This window comes from Streptomyces sp. NPDC104096 (assembly GCF_055584385.1).
In genome coordinates this window covers 65,923-89,242 of sequence record NZ_JBVJMD010000031.1, presented here as the reverse complement: position 1 = coordinate 89,242, position 23,320 = coordinate 65,923, and the positions used below count along the sequence as shown (strand labels likewise).

General features: G+C 73.6%; 20 protein-coding genes. 9 read left to right on the top strand and 11 right to left on the bottom strand.

All coding sequences use genetic code 11. The annotated features are described in order from the left end of the window. Positions 1 to 84: 84 nt before the first annotated feature. From ACZ60B_RS27470 to ACZ60B_RS27460, 3 genes are all read left to right on the top strand, one after another. Positions 85 to 2,310: an acetate--CoA ligase family protein gene (locus ACZ60B_RS27470; RefSeq protein WP_469391428.1), complete on the top strand. Its 2,226-nt coding sequence runs from the start codon at positions 85 to 87 to the stop codon at positions 2,308 to 2,310. A gap of 1 nt (position 2,311) precedes the next feature. After that, positions 2,312 to 3,118 carry an enoyl-CoA hydratase/isomerase family protein gene (locus tag ACZ60B_RS27465; RefSeq protein WP_469391426.1) on the top strand — a complete coding sequence of 269 codons (807 nt, stop codon included), beginning with the start codon at positions 2,312 to 2,314 and terminating at the stop codon, positions 3,116 to 3,118. Positions 3,119 to 3,180: 62 nt separating this feature from the next. Then, positions 3,181 to 3,813, top strand: coding sequence for a flavin reductase family protein (locus ACZ60B_RS27460; RefSeq protein WP_469391424.1), 633 nt, complete (start codon positions 3,181 to 3,183; stop codon positions 3,811 to 3,813). Between the two features lie 16 nt (positions 3,814 to 3,829). Here ACZ60B_RS27460 and ACZ60B_RS27455 read toward each other — a convergent pair whose 3' ends face one another. Next, positions 3,830 to 5,143, bottom strand: a complete 1,314-nt coding sequence (locus ACZ60B_RS27455; protein ID WP_469391422.1) for an MFS transporter — start codon at positions 5,141 to 5,143, stop codon at positions 3,830 to 3,832. Positions 5,144 to 5,214: 71 nt separating this feature from the next. Here ACZ60B_RS27455 and ACZ60B_RS27450 point away from each other — a divergent pair, with 71 nt between their 5' ends. Further along, the gene (locus tag ACZ60B_RS27450; protein ID WP_469391419.1) at positions 5,215 to 6,285 is read left to right on the top strand and encodes a GlxA family transcriptional regulator; all 1,071 of its coding nucleotides are present in this window, start codon (positions 5,215 to 5,217) and stop codon (positions 6,283 to 6,285) included. Between the two features lie 1,270 nt (positions 6,286 to 7,555). Here the strand turns inward: ACZ60B_RS27450 and ACZ60B_RS27445 are convergent. From ACZ60B_RS27445 to ACZ60B_RS27435, 3 genes are all read right to left on the bottom strand, one after another. Beyond that, entirely contained in the window at positions 7,556 to 8,605 is a 1,050-nt protein-coding gene (locus ACZ60B_RS27445) for a Zn-dependent alcohol dehydrogenase (protein ID WP_469391417.1), read from the bottom strand. Continuing rightward, positions 8,605 to 9,759: an acyl-CoA dehydrogenase family protein gene (locus ACZ60B_RS27440; protein ID WP_469391415.1), complete on the bottom strand. Its 1,155-nt coding sequence runs from the start codon at positions 9,757 to 9,759 to the stop codon at positions 8,605 to 8,607. Before ACZ60B_RS27440 ends, ACZ60B_RS27445 begins: the two co-directional genes overlap by 1 nt. 61 nt (positions 9,760 to 9,820) lie before the next feature. Further along, positions 9,821 to 10,732 (bottom strand): SDR family NAD(P)-dependent oxidoreductase, encoded by a 912-nt coding sequence (locus ACZ60B_RS27435; protein WP_469391413.1) that lies wholly within the window; start codon positions 10,730 to 10,732, stop codon positions 9,821 to 9,823. An 84-nt stretch (positions 10,733 to 10,816) separates the two neighbouring features. Here ACZ60B_RS27435 and ACZ60B_RS27430 point away from each other — a divergent pair, with 84 nt between their 5' ends. Next, positions 10,817 to 11,743: a cyclase family protein gene (locus ACZ60B_RS27430; protein ID WP_469391410.1), complete on the top strand. Its 927-nt coding sequence runs from the start codon at positions 10,817 to 10,819 to the stop codon at positions 11,741 to 11,743. Between the two features lie 429 nt (positions 11,744 to 12,172). On the opposite strand, the gene ACZ60B_RS27425 is transcribed toward ACZ60B_RS27430, so the two are convergent. The 3 genes from ACZ60B_RS27425 to ACZ60B_RS27415 all read right to left on the bottom strand — a co-directional run bounded on the left by ACZ60B_RS27425 (position 12,173) and on the right by ACZ60B_RS27415 (position 15,239). Next, positions 12,173 to 12,652: an ATP-binding protein gene (locus ACZ60B_RS27425; RefSeq protein ID WP_469391408.1), complete on the bottom strand. Its 480-nt coding sequence runs from the start codon at positions 12,650 to 12,652 to the stop codon at positions 12,173 to 12,175. Between the two features lie 536 nt (positions 12,653 to 13,188). Continuing rightward, entirely contained in the window at positions 13,189 to 14,073 is an 885-nt protein-coding gene (locus ACZ60B_RS27420; protein WP_469391406.1) for an acyl-CoA dehydrogenase family protein, read from the bottom strand. An 8-nt stretch (positions 14,074 to 14,081) separates the two neighbouring features. Beyond that, positions 14,082 to 15,239, bottom strand: coding sequence for an acyl-CoA dehydrogenase (locus ACZ60B_RS27415; RefSeq protein WP_469391404.1), 1,158 nt, complete (start codon positions 15,237 to 15,239; stop codon positions 14,082 to 14,084). A gap of 134 nt (positions 15,240 to 15,373) precedes the next feature. On the opposite strand from ACZ60B_RS27415, the gene ACZ60B_RS27410 reads away from it, so the two are divergent. After that, positions 15,374 to 16,888, top strand: coding sequence for a class I adenylate-forming enzyme family protein (locus ACZ60B_RS27410; RefSeq protein WP_469391402.1), 1,515 nt, complete (start codon positions 15,374 to 15,376; stop codon positions 16,886 to 16,888). Here ACZ60B_RS27410 and ACZ60B_RS27405 read toward each other — a convergent pair. Next, complete coding sequence (locus ACZ60B_RS27405) at positions 16,867 to 17,376, bottom strand: EF-hand domain-containing protein (RefSeq protein WP_469391400.1); 510 nt, start codon at positions 17,374 to 17,376, stop codon at positions 16,867 to 16,869. The genes ACZ60B_RS27410 and ACZ60B_RS27405 overlap by 22 nt on opposite strands. Before the next feature lie 189 nt (positions 17,377 to 17,565). Continuing rightward, positions 17,566 to 17,949 carry an STAS domain-containing protein gene (locus ACZ60B_RS27400; protein ID WP_469391398.1) on the bottom strand — a complete coding sequence of 128 codons (384 nt, stop codon included), beginning with the start codon at positions 17,947 to 17,949 and terminating at the stop codon, positions 17,566 to 17,568. A gap of 340 nt (positions 17,950 to 18,289) precedes the next feature. Here ACZ60B_RS27400 and ACZ60B_RS27395 point away from each other — a divergent pair, with 340 nt between their 5' ends. Both ACZ60B_RS27395 and ACZ60B_RS27390 read left to right on the top strand, forming a co-directional pair. Then, positions 18,290 to 18,871, top strand: coding sequence for a sigma-70 family RNA polymerase sigma factor (locus tag ACZ60B_RS27395; protein ID WP_469391396.1), 582 nt, complete (start codon positions 18,290 to 18,292; stop codon positions 18,869 to 18,871). Further along, positions 18,868 to 20,289: a zf-HC2 domain-containing protein gene (locus ACZ60B_RS27390; protein ID WP_469391394.1), complete on the top strand. Its 1,422-nt coding sequence runs from the start codon at positions 18,868 to 18,870 to the stop codon at positions 20,287 to 20,289. The genes ACZ60B_RS27395 and ACZ60B_RS27390 overlap by 4 nt, the downstream gene beginning before the upstream one ends. Before the next feature lie 60 nt (positions 20,290 to 20,349). Here ACZ60B_RS27390 and purU read toward each other — a convergent pair whose 3' ends face one another. After that, complete coding sequence (gene purU, locus ACZ60B_RS27385) at positions 20,350 to 21,231, bottom strand: formyltetrahydrofolate deformylase (protein WP_469391392.1); 882 nt, start codon at positions 21,229 to 21,231, stop codon at positions 20,350 to 20,352. A gap of 47 nt (positions 21,232 to 21,278) precedes the next feature. Then, positions 21,279 to 21,779, bottom strand: a complete 501-nt coding sequence (locus ACZ60B_RS27380; RefSeq protein ID WP_162468365.1) for an SCO4402 family protein — start codon at positions 21,777 to 21,779, stop codon at positions 21,279 to 21,281. A 117-nt stretch (positions 21,780 to 21,896) separates the two neighbouring features. Between ACZ60B_RS27380 and ACZ60B_RS27375 the strand changes: the two genes are divergently transcribed. After that, positions 21,897 to 23,216, top strand: coding sequence for an ABC transporter substrate-binding protein (locus tag ACZ60B_RS27375; RefSeq protein WP_469391390.1), 1,320 nt, complete (start codon positions 21,897 to 21,899; stop codon positions 23,214 to 23,216). Positions 23,217 to 23,320: the final 104 nt, after the last annotated feature.

Below are 23,320 nucleotides of genomic sequence, written 5' to 3'. Positions count from 1 at the left end.
GCACGACCATTCCTGACGGTTCGTCAATTCAGTAATCTGACAGAGCGTCAGTTATTTGGCTGTCACACAGGAGCGGGCGGACCGATGCTTGGATCAACCCACGGCACCCTCACCACCGACTCCCGCCGGGCCCGCGTCATCGCGTGCGGTGAGCCCCCGGCGCCGGCCGTCCACGGCCGTCCGGCCGACGTGGACGACCTCGACGTCAGCGGTCGTCCGCTGTACGCCGCCGTCCCCGACCTGGACCGCCTCTTCCGGCCCGAGTCCGTCGCCGTGGTCGGCGCCTCGGACGCCGAGGGCCGGCCCAACACCGGCATCACCCGGCAGCTGCTCGCCTGGGCGGAACGGGTGGGCGCGCGGCTGCACCCCGTCCACCCCACCCGCGCGTCGGTCTTCGGCATCCCCTGCGTGCCGTCCGTCGCCGACCTGCCCGGGCAGGTCGACCTCGCCGTGCTCCTGGTCGCCGACCCGCTCCCGGTGGTCGAGGAACTCGCCGAGGCCAAGGTGCGGTTCGCGGTGGCCTTCGCCTCCGGGTTCGCGGAGACCGGGGCGGCGGGCGCGGCCGCGCAGGCCCGGCTCGCGGACGCCGCCGCCCGGTCCGGGGTGCGGCTGCTCGGGCCCAACACCAACCTCAACGCCTTCGAGCGCTTCCGGGACGACCTCGACGGACCGGCGATCGCCCTCATCACCCAGTCCGGCCACCAGGGCCGTCCCGTCTTCGCCCTCCAGGAGCTCGGCATCCGCCTCTCCCACTGGGCGCCCACCGGCAACGAGGCCGACCTGGAGAGCGCCGACTTCATCTCGTACTTCGCCGAGCGGCCGGAGGTCGGCGCCATCGCCTGCTACGTGGAGGGGCTGAAGGACGGCCGTTCCTTCCTGCTCGCCGCCGACCGGGCCGCCCGGCGCGGGGTGCCGATCGTCGCGGTCAAGGTGGGCCGCACGGAGACCGGCGCCCGCACCGCCGCCTCCCACACCGGCAAACTCACCGGCACGGACGCGGTGGTGGACGCGGCGATGCGGCAGTTCGGGGTGATCCGGGTCGACGGTCTCGACGAGCTCCAGGACACCGCCGCCCTGCTGGCCCGGGCCCGCGCCCCGCTCGCGGACGGGGTCGTCGTCTGCTCCATCTCGGGCGGCACGGGCGCGCACGTCGCCGACCTGGCGACCCGGGCGGGCCTGCGGCTGCCGGTGCTGTCCGAGGCCAAGCAGGCCGAGCTGCACCAGTGGATACCCGAGTACCTGAGCGTGGCCAACCCGGTCGACAACGGCGGGCATCCGGTCGGCGACGAACGCGGCCGGAAGATCATCGACGCGATCCTGGACGATCCCGAGGTCGGCGTCCTGATCTGCCCGGTCACCGGCCCCTTCCCGCCGCTGAGCGACCGGCTGGTCCGGGACCTGGTGGACGCGGCCGAGCGGTCGGACAAGCTGGTGTGCGTGGTGTGGGGGTCGCCGGTCGGCACCGAGCCCGCCTACCGCGAGGTGCTGCTCGGCTCCTCGCGGGTGGCCACCTTCCGTACCGTCGGCAACTGTCTGGCGGCCGTGCGCGCCCATCTCGACCACCACCGTTTCGTACGCGCCTACCGCTCCCCCTTCGACGAGGCACCGCGCGCCGCCTCCCCCTCCTTCCGCAAGGCGCGCGCCCTGATGCGGCCGGGCGAGCAGCTCAGCGAGCACGCGGCGAAGCAGCTGCTGCGCGCCTACGGCATCCGGGTGCCCCGCGAACAGCTCGTGACCAGCGCGGCGGCGGCCGTGCGCGCGGCCGGGCTGGTGGGCTACCCGGTGGTGATGAAGGCGTCCGGCGCGCGGATCGCCCACAAGACCGAACTGGGGCTGGTGAAGATCGGCCTGACCTCGGCCAGCCAGGTCCGCGACGCCTACCGCGAGCTGACGGAGATCGCCCGCTACGAGGGCGTGCCGCTGGACGGCGTGCTGGTGTGCCAGATGGTGGAGCGGGGCGTGGAGATGGTCGTCGGCGTCACCCACGACGACCTGTTCGGGCCGACCGTGACCGTGGGGCTCGGCGGGGTGCTCGTGGAGGTCCTGCGGGACACGGCCGTGCGGGTGCCGCCCTTCGGCGAGGACCAGGCCAGGACCATGCTCACCGAACTGCGCGGCCGGGCCCTCCTCGACGGGGTCCGCGGCCGCCCGCCCGCCGATGTCGACGCCCTGGTCGAGGTCGTCCTGCGGGTCCAGCGCATGGCCCTGGAGCTGGGCGGCGAACTCGCCGAGCTCGACATCAACCCGCTGCTGGTGCTGCCCCAGGGGCAGGGCGCGGTGGCCCTGGACGCCCTGGCGGTGTGTCGCTGAGATGAGCCCGACCGAATCCGACGAGTCATGGGTCCTGCACACCGTCGAGGACCGGGTCTGCCGCATCACCCTCAACCGCCCGGAGGCCCTCAACGCTTTGAACCCCGGCCAGCGGGAAGAAATCATCCGTCACTTCGCCGACGCTTCCGCCGACCCGGAGGTGCGGGTCGTGGTCGTCACGGGCACCGGCCGCGGCTTCTGCGCGGGCGCGGACCTGCGGGGCGGCCCGGCGCCCGGGGAGCGGGTCGCGGGCGATGTCGCCCGCACGCTCCGGCTGGGCGCCCAGCGGCTGATCGCCGCCGTCCTCGACTGCGAGAAGCCGGTGATCGCCGCCGTGAACGGCACGGCGGCCGGTCTCGGCGCCCATCTCGCGCTCGCCTGCGATCTCGTGCTCGCCGCGGAGTCCGCCCGGTTCATCGAGGTGTTCGTACGGCGCGGGCTGGTCCCCGACGGCGGCGGCGCGTATCTGCTCCCCCGGCTGGTGGGGCCCCAGCGCGCCAAGGAGCTGATGTTCTTCGGCGACGCCCTCACCGCGCCGGACGCCGAGCGCCTCGGCCTGGTCAACCGGGTCGTCCCGGACGGGGAGCTGGACGCGACGGCCCGTGCCTGGGCGGACCGGCTCGCCGCCGGTCCGACCCGCGCCCTCGCCCTCACCAAACAGCTCGTCAACGCCTCGCTCGACGCCGACCGCGCCACCGCCTTCGCCGCGGAGGCCGCCGCGCAGGAGATCAACATGACCACGGCGGACGCCCGGGAGGGGGTGGCGAGCTTCGTGGAGCGGCGCGCACCCGGGTTCCGGGGCCGCTGACCTCCGCGCAGGGCTCCCGGTGTCCGGCACGGCCCTTCCCATCTGACGAACCGTCAGCTTCAATGGTGGACGTGATGGGACACGCGGGGATGGCGGCAGCCGCCGTCCGTTGGCTCAGGTCGGCCGAGGCGGCGCCCGCGTCCGTGGAGGCGCGGCCGCGGTTGCGGTGCGTCGGCGAGGACGAGCGGGCGCCGGTCGACCGCGCCGAGTTCCGGCGGGTGCTGGGGAACTTCGCGACCGGCGTGACCGTGATCACCGCACCCGCCGCCGACGGCGCGGGCTCCCCCGCCGGCTTCGCCTGCCAGTCCTTCTCCTCGCTCTCCCTCGACCCGCCGCTGGTCGCCTTCATGGTCGGCCGTACGTCGACGACCTGGCCGCGCATCGCCCGCGCCGGGGTCTTCTGCGTCAACGTCCTGGACGAGTCCCAGGGCGAGCTGTGCCGCGCGTTCGCGGTGAGCGGCGCGGACAAGTTCGCCGGGGTCGCGCACGAACCGGCCCCGGTCTCCGGCGCACCGCGCCTGGCCGGGGCGCTCGCCTGGATCGACTGCGCCGTGCACGCCGTGCACACCGGCGGCGACCACCTCATCGTGGTCGGGCGGGTGGACGCCCTCGGCACCGGCGAGGCCCCCGGGGAGGGCGGCGGACCGCTCCTCTTCCACCGGGGGCGCTTCGCCCGGCTCGGACCGGCCCGCTGACCGGTCAGGGCCTGCCCTAGGCCATCGCGGACAGCGCCGGCATCGGCGCCGCCCGCCGCCTGATCACCAGCGCCATCAGCGCCGCCGCCGCGCACAGCGCGCCGGACGCGTACCAGACCATGTCGTACGAGCCGAAGGCGTCCCGGGCCACACCGCCGAGGAAGGCGACGAGCGCGGCGCCCACCTGGTGGGAGGCGAGCACCCAGCCGAAGACGATGGCGCTGTCGTCGCCGTACTGCTCCCGGCACAGGGCCAGGGTGGGCGGCACGGTGGCGACCCAGTCGAGACCGTAGAAGACGATGAAGAAGATCATCGGCGGGTGCACGGCGGGCGCCAGCAGCATCGGCAGGAACAGCAGCGAGACGCCCCGCAGCGCGTAGTACACGGCCAGCAGGCGGCGCGGTTCGAAGCGGTCGGTGAACCAGCCCGAGGCCACGGTGCCGACCACGTCGAAGACGCCGATCACCGCCAGCAGCGAGGCCGCCGCCGTGATGGGCATGCCGTGGTCGTGGGCCGCGGGCACGAAGTGGGTCTGCACCAGGCCGTTGGTCGAGGCGCCGCAGATCGCGAAGGTGCCGGCCAGCAGCCAGAAGGGGCCGGTGCGCACCGCCGAGAACAGGACGGTCACGGCGCGGCGGGCGGCGCCGGGGACGGGCGCGGGCTTCGGCACGAACTCCTCGGACCCGTACGGCTTCTGCCCCACGTCCGCCGGGTGGTCCCGCAGCAGCAGCCAGACGAAGGGGACGACGGCCAGGGCCGCGAGGGCCACCGTGACGGCGGCCGGACGCCAGTCGTGCTTCTCGACGATCCAGGACAGCAGGGGCAGGAAGATCAGCTGGCCGGAGGCCGAGGCGGCGGTGAGGATGCCGGTCACCAGACCCTTGCGCGCCGTGAACCAGCGGTTGGTCACCGTCGCCGCGAACGCCAGCGCCATCGAGCCCGAGCCGAGGCCCACCAGCAGGCCCCAGCAGAGCATCAGCTGCCAGGCCGCCGTCATCCACACCGTCAGGCCGGAGCCGACCGCGATCACGGTCAGCGCGACCGCGACCACCCGCCGGATGCCGAAGCGGTCCATCAGCGCGGCGGCGAAGGGCGCGGTGAGGCCGTACAGCGCGAGGTTGACGGAGACGGCGGCGCCGACCGTGCCGCGCGACCAGCCGAACTCCTGGTGCAGCGGGTCGATGAGCAGGCCGGGCAGGGAGCGGAAGGCCGCCGCGCCGATGATCGTGACGAAGGTGACGGCGGCGACGAACCACGCGCGGTGGACGCGGGACCGGCGTGCGGGCGGGGCGTCCGCGACGGTGGCTGCGGCTTCTGATGTCTGGGTCACGTCGTAGAGCATCCAGTGCGCGACCATGACAAACGAGTGGCCGGAAGGACAGCATTCGCTAGGATCGGGCCATGACCCGTGAGCGTGCGTTCCGCCCCCACCGCGTCGTCGTGCTCGCCCTCGACGGGCTGCTCCCCTTCGAACTGGGCATCCCGCACCGCATCTTCGGCCGGCCCAAGGACGCCGAGGGACGCCATCTGTACGAGGTCGTCACCTGCTCCGTCCGGCCGCCGGGCCCGGTGGAGACCGACGCCGACTTCGCCGTCCAGATCGCCCACGGACCGGAGGTCCTGGCCACCGCCGACACGGTCGTCGTCCCGGCGTCGTACGAACTGGGGCCGGTCTACGAGCAGGGCGTGCTGACCGACGACCTGGCCGCCGCGCTCGCGCACATCCGGCCCGGCACCCGGCTCGCCTCCATCTGCACCGGCGGGTACGTCCTCGCCGCCGCCGGCCGGCTCGACGGCCGTCCGGCGACCACGCACTGGGCCGACGCCGCGCACTTCGCGCGCCTCTTCCCCCGGGTCAGGGTCGACGCGGACGTCCTGTTCGTCGACGACGGCGACGTGCTGACCTCGGCGGGGGTCGCGGCCGGCATCGATCTGTGCCTGCACATGGTCCGCCGCGACCACGGCACCGCGGTCGCCAACGAGGTGGCCCGCCGGACCGTCGTACCGCCGCACCGGGACGGCGGGCAGGCCCAGTACATCCACCGGCCCGTGCCCGACCCGCAGGTGTCCGGGACGACGGCCGCCCGCGCCTGGGCCCTCGGCCGCCTCCACGAGCCGCTCCAGCTGCGCGACCTGGCCGCCCAGGAGTCCATGTCGGTACGCACCTTCACCCGCCGCTTCCGCGAGGAGGTCGGCGTCAGTCCGGGCCAGTGGCTGGCCCGGCAGCGGGTGGAACGGGCCCGGCATCTGCTGGAGTCCACCGATCTCTCGGTCGACCAGGTGGCCCGGGACGCGGGCTTCGGCACCGCCCAGTCGATGCGACAGCACCTACAGACGGCGCTCGGGGTCACCCCCACCGCGTATCGGCGGACGTTCCGGGTCGGCAGCGGCGACGACGACGTCCGGCCCCGCGACGGGAGCCCCGTCGGCGCCGGTGCGGGCGGCGAGGCCGACCTGCACGTCACGCACTGAGCGGCTCTCCCGCCGCACCTCGCCCCACCAGCCGAGCGCCGTCAGCCCGAGGGTCAGCGCCACCCCGGCCAGGATCGCCGTCGACGGCGCCACGAACCGGAGCAGGGCGCCGGCCAGGGAGCCGGTGGCCGCGTACCCCGCGCCCGCGGCCGCGTACATCACCGAGTAACCCGCGGCCAGGGCGCCCGGCGGAAGGGCCTCGCGCAGGGAGAGGTTGCGGGTGAGCATCGCCCCGGACTGCAGGATGCCGCCCGCGGTCAGCGCGATCGCGATGCCCGCCGGATGCGGGAGCAGCGCGGCGAGCGTGATGCACACCGAGGTCCCCGCCATCAGCACCACACTGCGGGTACGCAGCCGTCCCGGCCAGTTCCGCAGGCCGTAGGCGAACGCGCCGAGCCCGGCGCCCACCGACATCCCGGCCAGCAGCGGGCCGGACCAGCCGACGCCGACGCCGCGCTGTTCGAGCAGGGCGGGCAGGACGAGTTCGCTGAGGCCGAGCAGGGTCAGACTGGCCGCGCCCGTGACGTACACCGGCCAGGCGTCGAGCAGCGGCCGCCGCCGCGCCGTCCCGGCCCCGCCGCCTTCGCCTGTTTCCCGCCCCTCGTCCGCGCCGTCCGCGCCGTCCGCGCCCCAGCCGGCCGGGAACAGCCGCAGGCCGGCCACCGACGACGCCATCAGGGCCGCCGCCAGCAGCAGCGGCACGCGCGGCGCGACCCCGAGGGCGAGCCCTGCGACCGCGGCCGGGGAGACCGCCCACACCCCGGACGACAGCATCGACTCCACGGACAGCGCCTGGGCCACCGCCCGCCCCGGGACCAGCTCGGTGAGCAGGGTGCGCAGACCGCCGGTGACGGCCGCCGGGGCGGCACCGGCGACGCACGCGAACCCGGCCAGGACGGCGGCCGGGGCCGCCGGGAACAGCCCGAGCCCCAGGAACCCGGCGGTTCCGACGGCGAGACCGGCGGACAGCTGGGCGCGGGTCCGCCCGGGCCGCAGCCGCGTCCCGAGGACCGGGGCGCCGACGATCTCGCCGATGACGTACGCCGCCGCGAGGACCGCGCCCAGGGAGTAGCCGCCGGGCCGCTCGCGCGCCAGGAAGACCAGGGCCAGCGGGGCCATGGCCACCGGCATCCGGGAGCCGACGGCGGTACCGGCCCAGGCCAGGACCTGCCTGGAGGCGACGTCGCGATAGGTCATGCGCAGACGGTACGGGCCGGGACCGACAACGCCTCAGGGGTTTTCCACGGCTGTGGACGGCTTCCGGTCACCGTCAGAAAGTGAGCACCCCTCGGGCCACCCGGCCCGCCTCCGCGTCGGCCCGTGCCTTCTCGAAGTCCTCGACCGGATAGGTGGCCGTCACCAGTTCGTCGAGCAGCAGCCGGCCCTGCCGGTACAGCTCGGCGTACAGCGCGATGTCGCGCTGCGGGCGGGAGGAGCCGTAACGGCAGCCGAGGATCGCCTTGTCCAGGAAGAGGGAGGAGACCCTGAAGGACGCCTCGGCCGTCGCCGGGGGCACCCCGAGCAGGACCGCCTGGCCGTGCCGGTCCAGCAGGTCGATCGCCGCGCGGATCAGCTCCACCCGGCCGACGCACTCGAAGGCGTGGTCCGCGCCGGTCGGCAGGACGTCCTTCACCCCCTCGGTGGAGGTGAGGAAGTCCGTCGCCCCGAACCGCCTGGCCATCGCCTCCTTCTCCGGGTTGGCGTCCACCGCCACGATCCGCAGGGCGCCCGCGATCCGCGCGCCCTGGAGGACGTTGAGGCCGATCCCGCCGGTGCCGATCACGAGCACGCTGTCCCCGCGGTCCACGCGCGCGCGGTTGAGCACGGCGCCCAGCCCGGTCAGCACCCCGCAGCCGATCAGCGCGGCGGACGGCATCGGGATGTCCTTCGGGATGCGGACGGCCTGCACCGCCTTCACCACCGTCCGCTCGGCGAAGGCCGAGTTGGCGGCGAACTGGTACACCGGGCGGCCGTCCCGGGAGAACGGCCGCCCGGGACGGCCGATGGCCTGCCGGCACATCGTCGGCCGTCCCCGGTCGCAGTCCGCGCACGTCCCGCAGTTCGCGAGCGTCGACAGCGCCACATGGTCGCCGGGCGCCACATGACCGACACCCGCGCCCACCGCCTCGACCACGCCCGCGCCCTCGTGGCCGAGCACCACGGGCACGGGGAAGGGGATGGTCCCGTCCAGCACGGACAGGTCGCTGTGGCACAGGCCCGCGGCGGAGACCGCGACCAGCACCTCGCCGGGTCCGGGATCCCGTACCTCCAGGTCGTCCGCGACCCGGACCTGCTTCCCGTCGTAGATCACGCCTCGCATCACGCGGCTCCCTTGGGCTCCCTGGGCAGGCCGAGCACCCGCTCGGCGATGATCGTGCGCTGGATCTGGTCCGAGCCGCCGTAGATGGTGTCGGCCCGGGAGAACAGGAACAGGTGCTGGAGCGCGTCGAGTTCGTACGGCGCCGCGGGCGACCAGTCCACCGGTCCGACGCCCGCCGCCGCGCCGCGCGCCAGCATGGCCAGCTCCCCGAGCCGCTGGTGCCAGCCCGCCCACAGCAGCTTCGCCACGCTGGGCGCCCCCGCGTCGCCGCCGCGGCCGAGGGTGCGCAGCGCGTTCCAGCGCATCGTGCGCAGCTCGGCCCACTGGCGCACCAGCAGGTCCCGTACGACGGGATCGTCCGCCGTGCCCGTCTCCACGGCCGTACGCACCACGCGCTCCAGCTCCGCGGCGAACCCGATCTGCTGGGCGAGGGTCGACACGCCCCGTTCGAAGCCGAGCAGGCTCATCGCGACCCGCCAGCCGCCGCCCTCGCCGCCGACGACGTGCTCCACGCGCGCGCGTGCCCCGTCGAAGAACACCTCGTTGAACTCGCTCGTGCCGGTCAGCTGCCGGATCGGACGGACCTCGACGCGGCCCGGCTGGTCCATCGGCACGAGCAGGAAGCTCAGACCGTGGTGGCGGCGCGAGCCGGGCTCGGTGCGGGCCAGGACGAAGCACCAGTCCGCCTCGTGCGCGAGGGAGGTCCAGATCTTCTGTCCGGTGATCCGGTAGTGGGCGCCCGCCGGCTCCCGGACGGCCGCGGTGCGCACGCCCGCGAGGTCCGAGCCCGCGCCGGGTTCGCTGTAGCCCTGGCACCACAGTTCGTCGCCCGCGGCGATCGGGGGCAGGAAGCGGGCCTTCTGGTCGTCGGTGCCGTGGGTGAGCAGGGTGGGGGCGAGGAGGTTCTCGCCGATGTGCCCGGAGCGCGGGGGCGCGGCCGAGCGGGCGTACTCCTCGGCCCAGGCGACCTGCTGGGTGAGGGTGGCGGTGCGGTTGCCGTAGCCGTCCCCGGGCCAGCCGAGTCCGATCCAGCCCGCCTTGCCCAGGGTGCGCTCCCAGCCGCGGCGGTCCCCGGCGTCGCCCGCGTGCGCGGCGAGCCAGGCGCGTGCCTCGGCGCGGAACTCCTCGTCCTGCGGCGTGAACCCGAACTCCACGGTGACCTCCTCGGAAGGGACGCGGAACCGTTCTCGGCCGGACAACCGGCAGGGCGTGCGGTCAGGCGTTCGGCCGGGCTCCGTCCCGGGCCGCCCGTTCCATCGCCTCGACCCGCTCCAGCAGCGGCATCGGATCCGTCCCGACCGTCCCCGGCAGGAAGTCGGCGATCCGCTGCGGGGTCCAGGCGCCGTCGGCGTACGCGGCCCGCAGTTCCCTCGGCTGCGCCCACACCGCGATCTTGGGTCCGGCGATCGTGTACACCTGGCCGGTGATGCGCTCCCGCCTCGCCCGGTCGGACAGCAGATAGACCACGAGCGCGGCCACGTCCTCCGGTTCGCCGATCTCGGTGAGCTCCATGGGCACGTTCGCCGACATCCGGGTACGGGCCACCGGGGCCACCGCGTTGGCGCTCACCCCGTACTTGTGCAGCCCCAGCGCGGCGCTGCGCACCAGCGAGATGATCCCGCCCTTGGCGGCGCTGTAGTTGGCCTGCGAGACGGAGCCCTGGTGGTTGCCGCTGGTGAAGCCGATCAGGCTGCCCGAGCGCTGCGCGCGCATCACCGCGGAGGCCGCCCGGAACACGGTGAACGTGCCCTTGAGATGGGTGGCGACGACCGGGTCCCACTCCTGCTCGGACATGTTGAACAGCATCCGTTCGCGCAGGATCCCGGCCACGCAGACGACACCGTCCAGCCGTCCGTACGCCGACACGGCCGTGTCGACCAGGCGCTGCCCGCCCGCCATGGTGGAGATGTCGTCGGCCACCGCGACCGCCGTCCCGCCCGCGGCCTCGATCTCCTTGACGACCGTCCCGGCGACCTCGCTGCTCGGTGCGGCGCCGTCCACGGCGACCCCGAAGTCGTTGACGACGACCCGGGCGCCCTCGGCCGCCGCCGCCAGCGCCACCGCCCGGCCGATGCCGCGTCCGGCGCCCGTCACGGCGACGACCTTGCCTGCCACGAAGTTCCCCACGCCCGGCCCCTTCCCGCGATATCTGACGGACCGTTAGATTTTAAGTCCCGTCGGACACCTGGAGACAAGCCCCGGGGAGCACCCATGTCACTGCCGGACGAGTTCCACGAGATCGCCAAGCGCGTCAACAACTGGGGCCGTTGGGGAGCCGACGACGAGCGCGGCACCCTCAACCTGATCACCGACGAGGTCGTCCGGGAGGCGGCCGGGTGCGTGCGTACCGGGCGGCGCGTCCCCCTCGCGCTGCCCCTGCGGCAGGACGGCGTGCAGACCGGGATGATCCCGGGGCGGATCGACCCGCTGCACGTCATGGTGCAGATCAACCAGGAGATCTTCGGACCGGGCACGGTGGCGTGCAGCGACGACGCCGTGACGATGGGGCTCCAGGCCGCCACCCACTGGGACGCGCTGCCGCACGTCTCGCACTCGGGCCGGCTCTACAACGGCCGCCCGGCCGGCACGGTCACCGCGCACGGCGGCGCCGGGTTCGCGGGCATCGACAAGGCGGGACACATCGTCTCGCGCGGGGTGCTGCTCGACGTGGCACGCGCGCGGGGTGTCGACCGGCTGGCCGGCGGACGCGCCGTCACCCCGGAGGACCTGGAGGCGGCCGAGGAACTGGCGGGCACCCGCGTCCGCGCCGGGGACGTCGTGCTGGTGCGGACCGGGCAGGTCCGGCTCTGCCTCGCGGGCGACCGGCACGGGTACGCCCATCCGTCGCCGGGCCTTTCGGTGCGCACGCCGGAGTGGTTCCACGCGCGCGACGTCGCCGCGGTCGCGAACGACACCCTCACCTTCGAGGTGTTCCCGCCCGAGATCGACGACCTCTGGCTGCCCGTGCACGCGCTCCACCTGGTGGAGATGGGCATGCTCCAGGGCCAGAACTGGGATCTCGAAAAGTTGTCCACAGCCTGTGGAGAAGAAGGGCGGTACGCGTTTCTGCTCTCGGCGATGCCCGAGCCCTTCGCCGGCGCGACAGGGACGCCGGTGGCCCCGGTCGCGATCCTCTGACCGGACGGAAGCCGTCGGCCGGAACCCGCCGGACAGGTTCGGCTGGCGGCGCGCCGCTGCCCGCCCCGAGCACGGCACCGCGCGCCGCCATCCGACTTCGGCGCACCCGCCCCGGTCCCTCTGCCCTGAGAAGAACGGCGCCGAACTCACGATCCGCACCCGCCGAAGGCCTCCGTCACCGAGGCCCTCGCCGTCCCCCGGCGAATCGCTGCCACAAGCGTGATCAAACGGACACGCCGCGTCAACACCCGATCGGGGATTTATCGCTTACGCCCCGCTTCGTCCCGGGCGCGCACGGAAGCATATCCGGGCGCACGCCGTCCCGGCCCTCACCGGACGGCGGCACCTCACGCACCCGCGCACCTGTGGCGACGGGATCCGGCCGACCGTGCGCCCGCCCTGCGCGCCCGCGCCGGGCGCGGTCGCGGGTCACACGGCTTCGTAGGCCCCGTACACGAGCCCCTCGTACCCCTCGCACGCCGCCACCGCGTCGCGGCGGACCGCCCCGGGGCCCTCGGACTCCTCGGGCCGGTCCACCTCGCACCAGATGCGCTTGCCCGCGCCCTCGGGACTCCAGCCCCAGCGGTCGGCGAGGCCGTCCACCAGGGCCAGACCGCGGCCGCCGGTCGCGTCGCCGTCGGCGCAGCGGGGCACCGGGGCCCGCTCGCAGGCGTCGGCCACCTCCAGCCGGACGGTGGCGACCTCGGCCGCCACGGCGGCCAGCGACAGGCGCAGCACGGCCGGCCGGCCGGTGTGCACCACGGCGTTGGTGACCAGCTCGGAGACGAGGAGCACGAGGGTCTCCGCGAGCGGTTCGTCGGCCTCTATCCCGGACCCGGCGAGCCGCGAGCGGGCCCACTTGCGGGCGCGCCCGACCTCGGCGGGGTCGGGCCGGATCTCCAGCTGCACTTGTAGCACCTGCACCGCTCACACCATCCGAACCGGCGGACACATGGCCTCGCGCCACGCGAGCGCCACGACGAGGGCCATGACGAGGGCCACGATCGTAGCCATTTTCAGCATGGCCAGGACAATGGCCGCAGCCAGGATCACTGATCGTGAATCCCTTGTAGGACAGCTTGGTTGACGTACAGTCACGCCAACAAGCGCTTCGGGCATATTCCAGCGCCAAGGAGTACCTGTCCGGCATACTGTGCGACCGATGCCGACGGAAGTCGAACAGGCGGGGAAACGCCGCTCGGAGCAAGCCCTTTCTGCCTTGCCGACAGCGATGCGCACCGCCGGATCCGGGGCCGCCCCCGGGGCGACACCCGCATGGCTCGTATCCGGAACCACTCGCATCCCACACAAGGTACCGGAGCAGGGTGCCGACTCCGGGCCGTGACGAGCCCGCCCCGGGGCACAACCCGATATCGACGCTCCGTAGTTCCGGGATGCCACGATCCGCGGCACCCGGGCGCGGCGCGCCCCCTGGAGGACGGCCCTTATGCCGGGTCGGCGGCGAGATCGGCGGCGAGCAGTTCGGCGCCCTGGGCGCCGCCGCCCGCGCGCCGTGCCCGCACCCACGCCCGCTTCAGGTGCAGATGCACCTCGGACTCCCAGGTGAAGCCCATCCCGCCGTGCACCTGGAGGCAGTCGCGGGCGCCGCGCACGGCCGCCTCGTCGGCCAGCAGCCGGGCCGCGGCGACGTCGACGGGGTCGGCGGTGACGGCGGCCGCGTAGACCGCGGCGCGGGCCGGCTCGGTCCGCTCCAGGATCTGCGCGCACAGGTGCTTGACGGCCTGGAAGGCCCCGATCGGCTGCCCGAACTGCTCACGCGTCCGGGCGTGTTCCACCGCCAGCTCGCACGTCCGCGCGGCCGTGCCGAGCTGTTCGGCGGCCGTCAGCAGCACCGCGACCGGGTCGGGGGCGGCCGGCGGGCCGTCCGGCGCGGGCACCCGGTGCAGGGGCGTGAGCGGGTCCACGGAGGTCAGCGGTACGGCCTTCGAGGCGTCGCCGCGCACCACGTCCGCCTCCGCCAGCCACTCCACGAGCTCGCCGTCGACGGCCGCCACGACGACCTCCCCGGCGGCCGCGCCGGGCACCGAGCCGGCCGCGAGATGGGTGGCCACCAAGGGGCCCGGCAGCAGGAACCGCCCCGCCTGCTCGAACGCCAACACCGCCTCGGGCAGTCCCAGTCCGACCCCGCCTTCCGCCTCCGGAACCCGCAGCGCGAAGAACCCGGCCGCGCCCAACTCCCGCCACAGGCTCCGGTCGAGGCCGGGCCGTCCGACGGCGGCGCGCAGCGCCTCGGGCCCGAAGCGCCGGGCCAGCACCTCCCGCACACCTGCCCGCAACGCCTCCTGGTCCCGGGTGAGTCGGAATCGCACGGTCCGTGTCACCGTCCCTTCGGCAGTCCGAGGATCCGCTCGGCCACGATGTTGCGCTGGATCTGCGAGGTGCCGGCCGCGATCGTGTAGGCCAGCGAGGACAGCCGGTCGAGCACCCAGGGCCGGTCGAGGTCGAGCGAGTCGGCGCCCAGCACGTCGGCCGCGGTGTCGTAGAGCTCCTGGCGCGCGTGCGAGTACCGCAGTTTGAAGACCGAGCCGCCGACGCCGGGCACCGCGCCGCCCGCCGCCTCCGCCTCGCTCACGTTCCACTGGGTCAGCCGCCACAGCGCGCGGAACTCGGCGTTGAGCCGGCCCAGCCCGTGCCGCAGCCGGGGGTCGTCCCAGCGGCCGTTGCCGCGGGCCGTGCGGGCGAGCTCGTCCAGCACCCGGCGGCAGGCCACCACCTCGCCCACGAACGCCGTGCCGCGCTCGAAGGACAGGGTCACCATGGTCACCCGCCAGCCGTCGTTCTCCGCCCCGACCCGGTTGGCGACCGGCACCCGCACCTCGTCCAGGAACACCTCGGCGAACTCGGCGGACCCGGCGAGCGTGCGCAGCGGCCGTACGGTGACGCCCGGGGCGTCCATCGGCAGGGCCAGCCAGGTGATGCCCCGGTGCCGGGGCGCCGCCGGGTCGGTGCGCACCAACAGTTCGCACCAGTCGGCGACTTCGGCGTGCGAGGTCCAGATCTTGGACCCGCTCACCACGTAGTGGTCACCGTCGCGGTGGGCGCGGGTGCGCAGCGCGGCCAGGTCCGACCCGGCGTCCGGTTCGCTGAAGCCCTGGCACCAGACCTCCTCTCCGCGCAGGACCGGCGGCAGCCAGCGGGCCCGCTGTTCGGCCGTGCCCTCGGCGGCGATCGTCGGCCCCGCGTGCAGCAGCCCGACGAAGTTGGCCCCCACGTAGGGCGCGCCGGCCCGCTCTGTCTCCTCCAGGAAGATCAGCTGCTGGGTGGGGGTGGCGCCCCGGCCGCCCGCGTCGACGGGCCAGTCCAGCCCGGCGTACCCGGCGTCGTGGAGCCTGCGCTGCCAGCCGAGGTCGTAGGCCCGGCGGGCCGGCCAGTCGTCCGGGGACGGCTTGGCCGGCAGCGTGGGCAGCACCCGCGCGAGCCAGGCCCGCAGCCCCGCGCGGAACTCCTCCTCCTCGGGCGTGCGGGAGAGGTCCATACGCCACCCGTCTGATAGTCCGTCAGATAGCCGCTGCCGAGCAGGCTAGCCGCGCACCCCTGGACCGACAAGGCGCCCGGCCCTACGCTCTGCCCAACATCTGACGTACCGTCAGCAATTTGTGGGGGCCCGAAGTGGACGACACCGCACACGCGCTGAGCTCCTCCCGCACCCTGTGGGACCTGGTGGTCCGCCGCGCCGCCCGCACCCCCGACCGCCCGGTGTTCCTCCAGGGCGAGCGCTCGCTGACCTTCGACGGGCTGCGGGCGCGGGCCGAGCGGGTGGCGGCCGGGCTGTACGGCCGGGGCGTGCGTCCCGGCACGGTGGTCGCCTGGCAGTTGCCCACCCGCATCGAGACCGCCCTGCTGTCCTTCGCGCTGGCCCGGCTGGGCGCCGTGCAGACCCCGGTCATCCCGTTCTACCGGGACCGGGAGGTCGGCTTCGCCCTGCGCGAGTCCCGGGCGGAGTTCTTCGCCGTGCCGGGCGTCCTGCGCGGCTTCGACCACACGGAGATGGCACGACGGCTGGGCGCGAAGGGCGTCTTCGAGGTGTACGACGACGAGAGCCTGCCCGACGGCGACCCGGCCGTGCTGCCCCCGCCGCCCACCGAGGGCACCTCGGTGCGCTGGATCTACTGGACCTCCGGCACCACCTCCGACCCCAAGGGCGTGCTGCACACGGACCGCTCGCTGCTCGCGGGCGGCTCCTGTCTCGCCCACGCGCTGCGGCTGTCGGCGCACGACGTGGGCTCGATGGCCTTCCCGTACGCGCACATCGCCGGCCCCGACTACACGGTCATGCTGCTGCTGTACGGCTTCCCGGCCGTGCTGTTCGAGCAGTTCGCGCTGCCGGACGCGCTGGCGGAGTACCGCCGGCACGGGGTGACGGTGGCGGGCGGCTCGACGGCGTTCTACTCGATGTTCCTCGCCGAGCAGCGCAAGCGGCCGGGCGAGAAGGTCATCCCGACCCTGCGGCTGCTGGCGGGCGGCGGGGCGCCCAAGCCGCCCGAGCTCTACCACCGCGTCGTGCGCGAGATGGGGGTGCAGCTCACCCACGGCTACGGCATGACCGAGGTGCCGATGATCACCATGGGGGCGCCGGACGACACGGCCGAGAACCTGGCCACGACGGAGGGGCGGCCCCCGCGGGGCATGGAGATCCGGATCGTGGACGGGGAGGTGCGGCTGCGGGGGGAGGCCGTCTGCCAGGGCTATCTGGACCCGGCCCAGACGGCCGAGGCCTTCGACGACGAGGGGTTCCTGCGCACCGGCGACCTCGGGCGTCTCACCGACGGCGGCCATCTGGTCCTCACCGGCCGGCTCAAGGACGTCATCATCCGCAAGGGCGAGAACATCTCCGCCAAGGAGATCGAGGACCTGCTGCACGCACACCCGGCGGTCGGGGACGTCGCGGTCGTCGGGCTGCCGGACGCCGATCGCGGGGAGCGGGTCTGCGCGGTCGTCGAACAGCCCGCGGGCGCCCCGAGGTTGACCCTGGAGGAGGTGACCTCGTATCTCCGCGCGGCGGGGCTGTCGGTGCACAAGCTGCCGGAGCAGCTGGAGGTGGTGGACGCCCTGCCGCGCAACGAGACCCTGCGCAAGGTCCTCAAGTACCGGCTCAGGGAGCGCTATTCGGGGACGGTGAAGTAGCGGGCGAAGGCGGGCACGATCTCCGCCTCGCCGACCCGGCCGTCGCCGTCGGTGTCGAGCGCGACGGCCGTCGTTCGCGCGACGTCCTCGGGCACGCCCAGGATCACCAGCACCCGCGCGGTGTCCGCGACGGCGGCCGTGCCGTCGTCGGCCGCCGCCAGGTCCAGGGCCGCGTGCAGGAAGGGGCGGGCGATCTCGCCGAACCGCTCGGGGTTGTCGCGCAGCCGCTTGACCGCGCCGTTGACGAACTCCTCCCGGGTGATGCGCTGGTCGCCGTCCCGGTCCGCCATGCCGGCCATGCCCTGCCAGAACGCCTCGGCGCCCGCGTACAGGGCCTGCCCCTTGTCGGAGCGGGCCGCCGTGCCGAACTCCGCGAGCAGCGCCTTGGCCGCCGTACTGAAGTCCTCGCGGTCGATGTAGCCGTTGCCGTCCTGGTCGAAGACGACGAACCGGGCGGCGATCCTGCGCTCGTACTCGCTGCTGACCATGTCTTCTCGGTCCGCCTTACCTCACGTCGGATGCATAGGGTGCCTCTGACCGGGAGCGTACGACGCCGGGGGCCGCCCGGGAGGGGGAAAACGACGCTTGCACCAAGACCGGGGAAATTCCGGGACAACGGTGCGACCGTCGGCACAAGCCCTCCGCCGCCGTGCGGACGGAAGGCCGCGCGTCGGCGCTCAGGCGGAGAGCGGGCTCGACTCCTCGGCGGCGACCGCCGCGTCGAGGTCCGGGTGGACGTCGAACAGCCGCCGCACGCCCAGCGCGCCGAAGACCCGGTTGACGTGCGAGCCCTCCACCGCGCCCTGGGCGGGCAGGACCAGCCGCAGCCGGCCCTGGCAGGAGCGCAGCAGCCGACGGGCCGCGATGAGGACGCCGACCCCGCTGGAGTCGCAGAAGTACACCCCGGACAGATCGAGGACGAGTCGGTGCCGGCCGTCGGCCACCACGTCGTGCACCCGCTGTCGCAACGTGGGCGACGTCACCAGATCCAGTTCGCCCGACACATGGAGCACGGCCCAGTCTCCCTGCGTGCCGTCGGTCACATTGAACGCCACCACCACGCCCTTCGTCCGCCAAACGGAAGCTGTCCCATCACTTCCTTGCAGCGCGGCTGCCCAGCGGGCTGTTCCCTGAAACACCGACCAAAAAACGAAGACTGACCAAAGACGGCTTGTTTCAATCGTCTTCGATCCTGTTCGATCGAGTCTGATCGCCCGGATTCGGGGTAACCGAGCGATCGGAGCCTTCTGGTGCGGGCCCCCGCCGGGTTCGCTACCACTCACGGCCGTTCCAGGGGCGCACATTGCAACAAAGGGGCGTGCGTTGTCGGACGTGCCGACTACATTCGAGGAGACGGTGGGCGCACGCTGATCCCAGGGACGAACCGGCGAGAGGGGCACGATGGCGAAGAAGGACGCACCGCCCCGCTGGGACCGCAAGATGCAGCAGCGGCTCGCACGCGGTGAGGCGGCCGCCCTCGGCGAGTTCTACGACCGGTTCGCTTCACTTGTGCGCGGTCTCGCTCATCGCGTGCTCGAAGACGACCGGGCCGCCGACAGCGTCACCCGCGAGGTCTTCGCCCATGTCTGGGAGCACCCGGACGCCTACGACCCGAAGTCCGGCCCCCTGCGCACCTGGGTGGCCGCCCTGACCCACCGTCTCGCCGTACAGCGGCTGCGCGCCACCGAGACCGCGGCGCTCGCCGACGACGCCCGGGCGAGCGCGGAGGAGCTGGAGCTCAAGGTGCGCCACGCCTCGGTCGCCGCCCGCGCCGACTACATCGTCCAGTCCATGCCCGCACCCCTGCGGGCCGCCCTGGACCTGGCCTACTTCCAGCGCCGCGACTACCGCCAGACCGCCGCCGACCTCGGCGTCACCGAGGACGAGGCCCGCCGCCGGCTCCGCCTGGGCCTGCAACTGCTCTCCACCGCCCACGACGCCGGCGCCTCCGGGGCACCACCCGAATACGGAGGTGCCGCGTGAGCGGGGCGGACCACTTCGACCCGGGCGACGAAAGCGCGCGCGAGAAGCACGAGGACTTCGAAGGGCGCGACGAGTACGGAGGACGGGAAAGGGGCGAAAGCAACACAGAGGGCGAACCGGTGCAGAACGGTCAGGGAGAACACGGGTCCGGCGGACCGGGCGACCCCGGGGACGGCCGGGGTCCGGGCGAGCACCGGCTCCGCATACCCCCGCCCCGCGCCTCCGTAGAGGACACCGGGCTGCCGCTGCCCGAGCCCGCCGACCCGGCACCCGGCGCCGCCCCGCTCGCCCTGGAGCACCCGGTCCTGAAGTCGCTGCTGGGCGCCTGGGCGCTGGCGGCCTGCTCGGCCGAGGAGACGGCGGCCGTCGAGGAGCACCTGGGCGACTGCGGCTCCTGCGCGGACGAGGCCCGGCGACTGCGCGAGGCGGTCGGCCTGCTGCACCCGCCCGAGCCGCTGGACCTCGATCCGGGGCTGCGCACCCGCGTCCTGGCCGGCTGCCTGGACCGGCGCCCGCCGCGCATCCCGGTACCCGACTGGGCCCACGCCTACGACGCCGAGACCGCCCGCCTCGACGCGCTGCTCCAGGACTTCGGGGACGCCGAGTGGCATGCGCCGGTGCGGCTGCGCTGGTTCGACGGGGCCGCCACGACGAGCCGCCGTACGACCGTCGCCGGGGTCATCGCGCATCTGCTGGCGGTCGACGGCCTCGTCGCGACCGCCCTCGGTCTCGACGACCCGGTGGCCGGCCTCCCGGCCGACCGGACCGCGTCACCGGGCATCCGTACGGAGGCGTACTGGCGCGCGTCCCACTTCCCGCCCACCCGCTCCGTGCGCACCCCGTGGCGGGAGCAGACCCACGACATCGTCCGGACGGTGTCCTTCACCGGCGGGAGCGCCGGGAAGCTGGCGGTGTCCTACGGCGGCACCGACGACGGCGGCGAGATCGCGCTGCCGCTGCGGGACGCGATGCTGGACCGCGCCTTCGAGTGCTGGGTACACGCGGAGGACATCGCGGAGGCGGTGGACTACCCCTACGACCCGCCGTCCCCGCGCCATCTGCACCGCATGATCGACCTCGCGGCCCGGATGCTGCCGCTCGCCCTGGCCGAGCGCCGCCGCGCCGGACTCGCCGCGCCGGGCCGGGGACGGCATCTGGTCCCGGCCGGTGCGCCGGGACGCAGCCTGCGGCTGGAGATCGAGGGGCTCGGCGGCGGGGAGTGGCTGATCCCGCTGGACTCCCCCGCGGCGACCGCCTCACCGGACCACGAGGTGGCCCATGTCGCCCTGGACGGCGTGGAGTTCTGCCGGCTCGCGGCCGGACACGTGCCTCCGGAGGAGGCGGCCGCGGGGCAGGTCGGGGACCGCGAGGCGATCAGGGACGTACTGCTGGCCGCGGCCTCGCTGAGCCGGATCTAGTGCCGCGACAGGCAGGTTCGCCCCGTCGGGCGAACGTCGTCCGACGGGGCACCGGCCGTCCTACGCGAAGACGACCGTCCGTCGGCCGTTGAGCAGGATGCGGCGCTCCGCGTGCCACTTCACGGCCCGCGCCAGCGCCTGGCACTCCACGTCGCGGCCGATCGCGACGAGCTGGTCCGGCGTGACGTCGTGGCCGACCCGCTCGACCTCCTGCTCGATGATCGGGCCCTCGTCGAGGTCGGCGGTCACGTAGTGCGCCGTCGCGCCGATCAGCTTCACCCCGCGCGCATGTGCCTGGTGGTACGGCTTGGCGCCCTTGAAGCTCGGCAGGAAGGAGTGGTGGATGTTGATGATCCGGCCGCTGAGCTGCTTGCACAGGTCGTCCGAGAGCACCTGCATGTAGCGGGCGAGGACGACGAGCTCGGCGTTCTCCTCGCGCACCAGGTCCAGGAACCGGGCCTCCGCGTCGGCCTTGGTCTCCTTCGTCACCGGGATGTGGTGGAAGGGGACGTGGTAGGAGCCGACGAGTTCGGCGAAGTCGGTGTGGTTGGAGACCACGGCCGCGATCTCCACGGGCAGCGCGCCCGTGCTCGCCCGGAACAGCAGGTCGTTCAGGCAGTGCCCGAACCTGCTGACCATCAGGACGACCCGCATCTTCTCCGCGGCCCGGTGGATCTGCCAGTCCATGCGGAAGGAGTCACCGATCGCCGCGAAGCTGGCCCGCAGCTTGTCCAGCGTCACCGGCGACTCCGCCGTGAAGTGGACGCGCATGAAGAACAGACCCGTGTCGTGGTCGCCGAACTGCTGGCTGTCCTCGATGTTGCAGCCCGTCATGAAGAGGTAGCTCGACACGGCGTGCACGATGCCCTGCTTGTCGGGGCAGGACAGGATGAGGACGTACTGGTCGGCCGGGGCCGCGGCGCGGGTGGACTGCTCGCTCATGCAGCACAGGGTCCCATATCCGCCCCGCGTCGGCGGAGCACCGTCCGCTACGCGGACCGCGTCATGATCTGCAGCACTTCGAGGGTGCGCGGCGGCGCGTCCGGGTCGTCCCCGTCGCTCACCGCGAGGCGCACATGGGCGTCGCGCGCCGCGCGTATCGCCTCCGGCCACGCCTCGTGGTCGACGTACGCGGAGACGGGCGCGTCCGGGCCGACCTGGTGCATGATCCGCAGCACCCGCAGCACGGCGGTGTCGACGAGCGCCGCCTCCTGGGAGTCGCGGAAGATCGTGCCGACGTACTTCTCGGCGGACCAGTTGTCCAGCCAGGTGTCCTCGACCAGGCGGTACACGGCGTCGGTGACGTCACCGTAGCCGTCCACGCCGGCCAGCCAGACGTCCCGCTGGAACACCGGATCGGAGAGCATGTGCAGCGCGGAACGCACGTTGCTGCGCCAGCGCCACCAGGGCATGTCGTTCAGTGGCATGCCGCCCATGGTGGATGAGCGACGGCCGCGACGGGAAGAGTTCTCCGAACCTTGCACGGTCACCGATCGTACGTTCTTCCGCTCCGGTCCCTCGACACCCCCCGTAATTCACCTTCACGTCACCACCCGTTGACCCGAGGTCACTCCCCGGTTAGCGATGTGGCGGAATCGTGCATGCCCATGACTGGCAGGCAACACACGCGCAGCACCTTTCCTCCCCACACCAGCCGGCGCGCCAGAGCTGTCCGCCGCACCCTGGGTGTGCTGGTGGCATGCGCGTCCCTCACCGTCGGCTGCGGGGCCCTCCCCGGCACCGACGGAGCATCGGGAGACGACCCGATCACCGTGATGACCTGGGCCCCCCAGGACACGAACGCCACCAACAAGCCCGGTATGCCCGCCTTCGCGGCGGCCTACGCCCGGTACATCAACGCGCACGGCGGCCTGGCCGGGGGCCGCAAACTCAGAGTGCTCACCTGCAACGAGAAGAACGACTCCGTCACCGCGTCGAAGTGCGCCCGGCAGGCCGTCAAGGCGAACGCCGTCGCGGTCCTGGGCTCCTACAGCCAGTACTCGGACTCGTTCTTCCCGCCGCTGGAGGGCGCCGGCATCCCCTACATAGGCGGCTACGGCATCACCAACTCCGAGTTCACCAGCCCGCTCTCCTACCCGGTCAACGGCGGTCAGGCGGTGCTGCTGGCCGGTCTCGGCAAGGAGCTCGCGGTGAACTGCGGATCCGTCGCGCTCGTGCGCCCCGACAATGTCGCCGGGGACGCCCTGCCCGAGTTGCTCAACTCGGGACTGACGGCGGGCAAGCACGCGCCGACGGTCGACGTGCTGGCCGAGGACGACGCCACCGAGTACTCCGAGCAGTCGGAGAGCGCTCTCCGGGAGGTCGCCACCTCCGGCGGCGGCAAGGACGACCAGGGGTGCGTGGTGCCCGCGCTCGGGGACGCCACCAGCACCTTCATGGACTCCTTCCGGCGTGACCGCGAGGACTACCCGGCCGTGCGCACCGCCACCGTGCTCGGCAGTGTCGACCAGACCGTGATCAACGCGACCGGCGGGGCCTCGGGTCCGTACGAGGGCGCGTACATCACCGGCTGGTACCCGGCGGCGAGCGACGGCCGCTGGGACAACATGAAGAAGGTGATCAGCGAGCAGGCCTTCTCCGACAACCGGATCGACCCCGCGGACGCGGGGGTGCAGACGACGTACATCGCGTACACCGTGTTCAAGCGGATCGTCGAGTCGCTGGCCGGCGGCGAGGTGTCCGCCGACACCGTGCGGCACGCGATGGACGACGGGCTGGAGATCGGTACGGGCGGGCTGACGCCGACCCTGCGGTGGCGCTTCCAGGACCGCCTCGCCTCCGTCGGCTTCCCGCGCCTGACCAACGCCGAGGTCACCGTCCAGGTCGTCACCAAGGGGCGGCTGGTCTCGGCGAGGAAGGGCTTCATCGACGTCACCGAGACGCTGGAGGACGCGAAGCTCAGCTGACGGACCAGGGCCGGGAGGGGGATCCCGGCCCACGGGGGCACAACCGAGCGACCTGGGCCGGGAGGGGGATCCCGGCCCTCCCGGCCCTCGGAGCTCGGCCGACG

Coding starts and splice junctions, on each gene's coding strand:
- ACZ60B_RS27470 (WP_469391428.1), top strand. CDS start 85: ATGCTTGGATCAACCCACGGCACCCTCACCACCGACTCCCGCCGGGCC.
- ACZ60B_RS27465 (WP_469391426.1), top strand. CDS start 2,312: ATGAGCCCGACCGAATCCGACGAGTCATGGGTCCTGCACACCGTCGAG.
- ACZ60B_RS27460 (WP_469391424.1), top strand. CDS start 3,181: ATGGTGGACGTGATGGGACACGCGGGGATGGCGGCAGCCGCCGTCCGT.
- ACZ60B_RS27450 (WP_469391419.1), top strand. CDS start 5,215: ATGACCCGTGAGCGTGCGTTCCGCCCCCACCGCGTCGTCGTGCTCGCC.
- ACZ60B_RS27445 (WP_469391417.1), bottom strand. CDS start 8,605: ATGCGAGGCGTGATCTACGACGGGAAGCAGGTCCGGGTCGCGGACGAC.
- ACZ60B_RS27430 (WP_469391410.1), top strand. CDS start 10,817: ATGTCACTGCCGGACGAGTTCCACGAGATCGCCAAGCGCGTCAACAAC.
- ACZ60B_RS27415 (WP_469391404.1), bottom strand. CDS start 15,239: ATGGACCTCTCCCGCACGCCCGAGGAGGAGGAGTTCCGCGCGGGGCTG.
- ACZ60B_RS27405 (WP_469391400.1), bottom strand. CDS start 17,376: ATGGTCAGCAGCGAGTACGAGCGCAGGATCGCCGCCCGGTTCGTCGTC.
- ACZ60B_RS27395 (WP_469391396.1), top strand. CDS start 18,290: ATGGCGAAGAAGGACGCACCGCCCCGCTGGGACCGCAAGATGCAGCAG.
- purU (WP_469391392.1), bottom strand. CDS start 21,231: ATGAGCGAGCAGTCCACCCGCGCCGCGGCCCCGGCCGACCAGTACGTC.
- ACZ60B_RS27375 (WP_469391390.1), top strand. CDS start 21,897: ATGACTGGCAGGCAACACACGCGCAGCACCTTTCCTCCCCACACCAGC.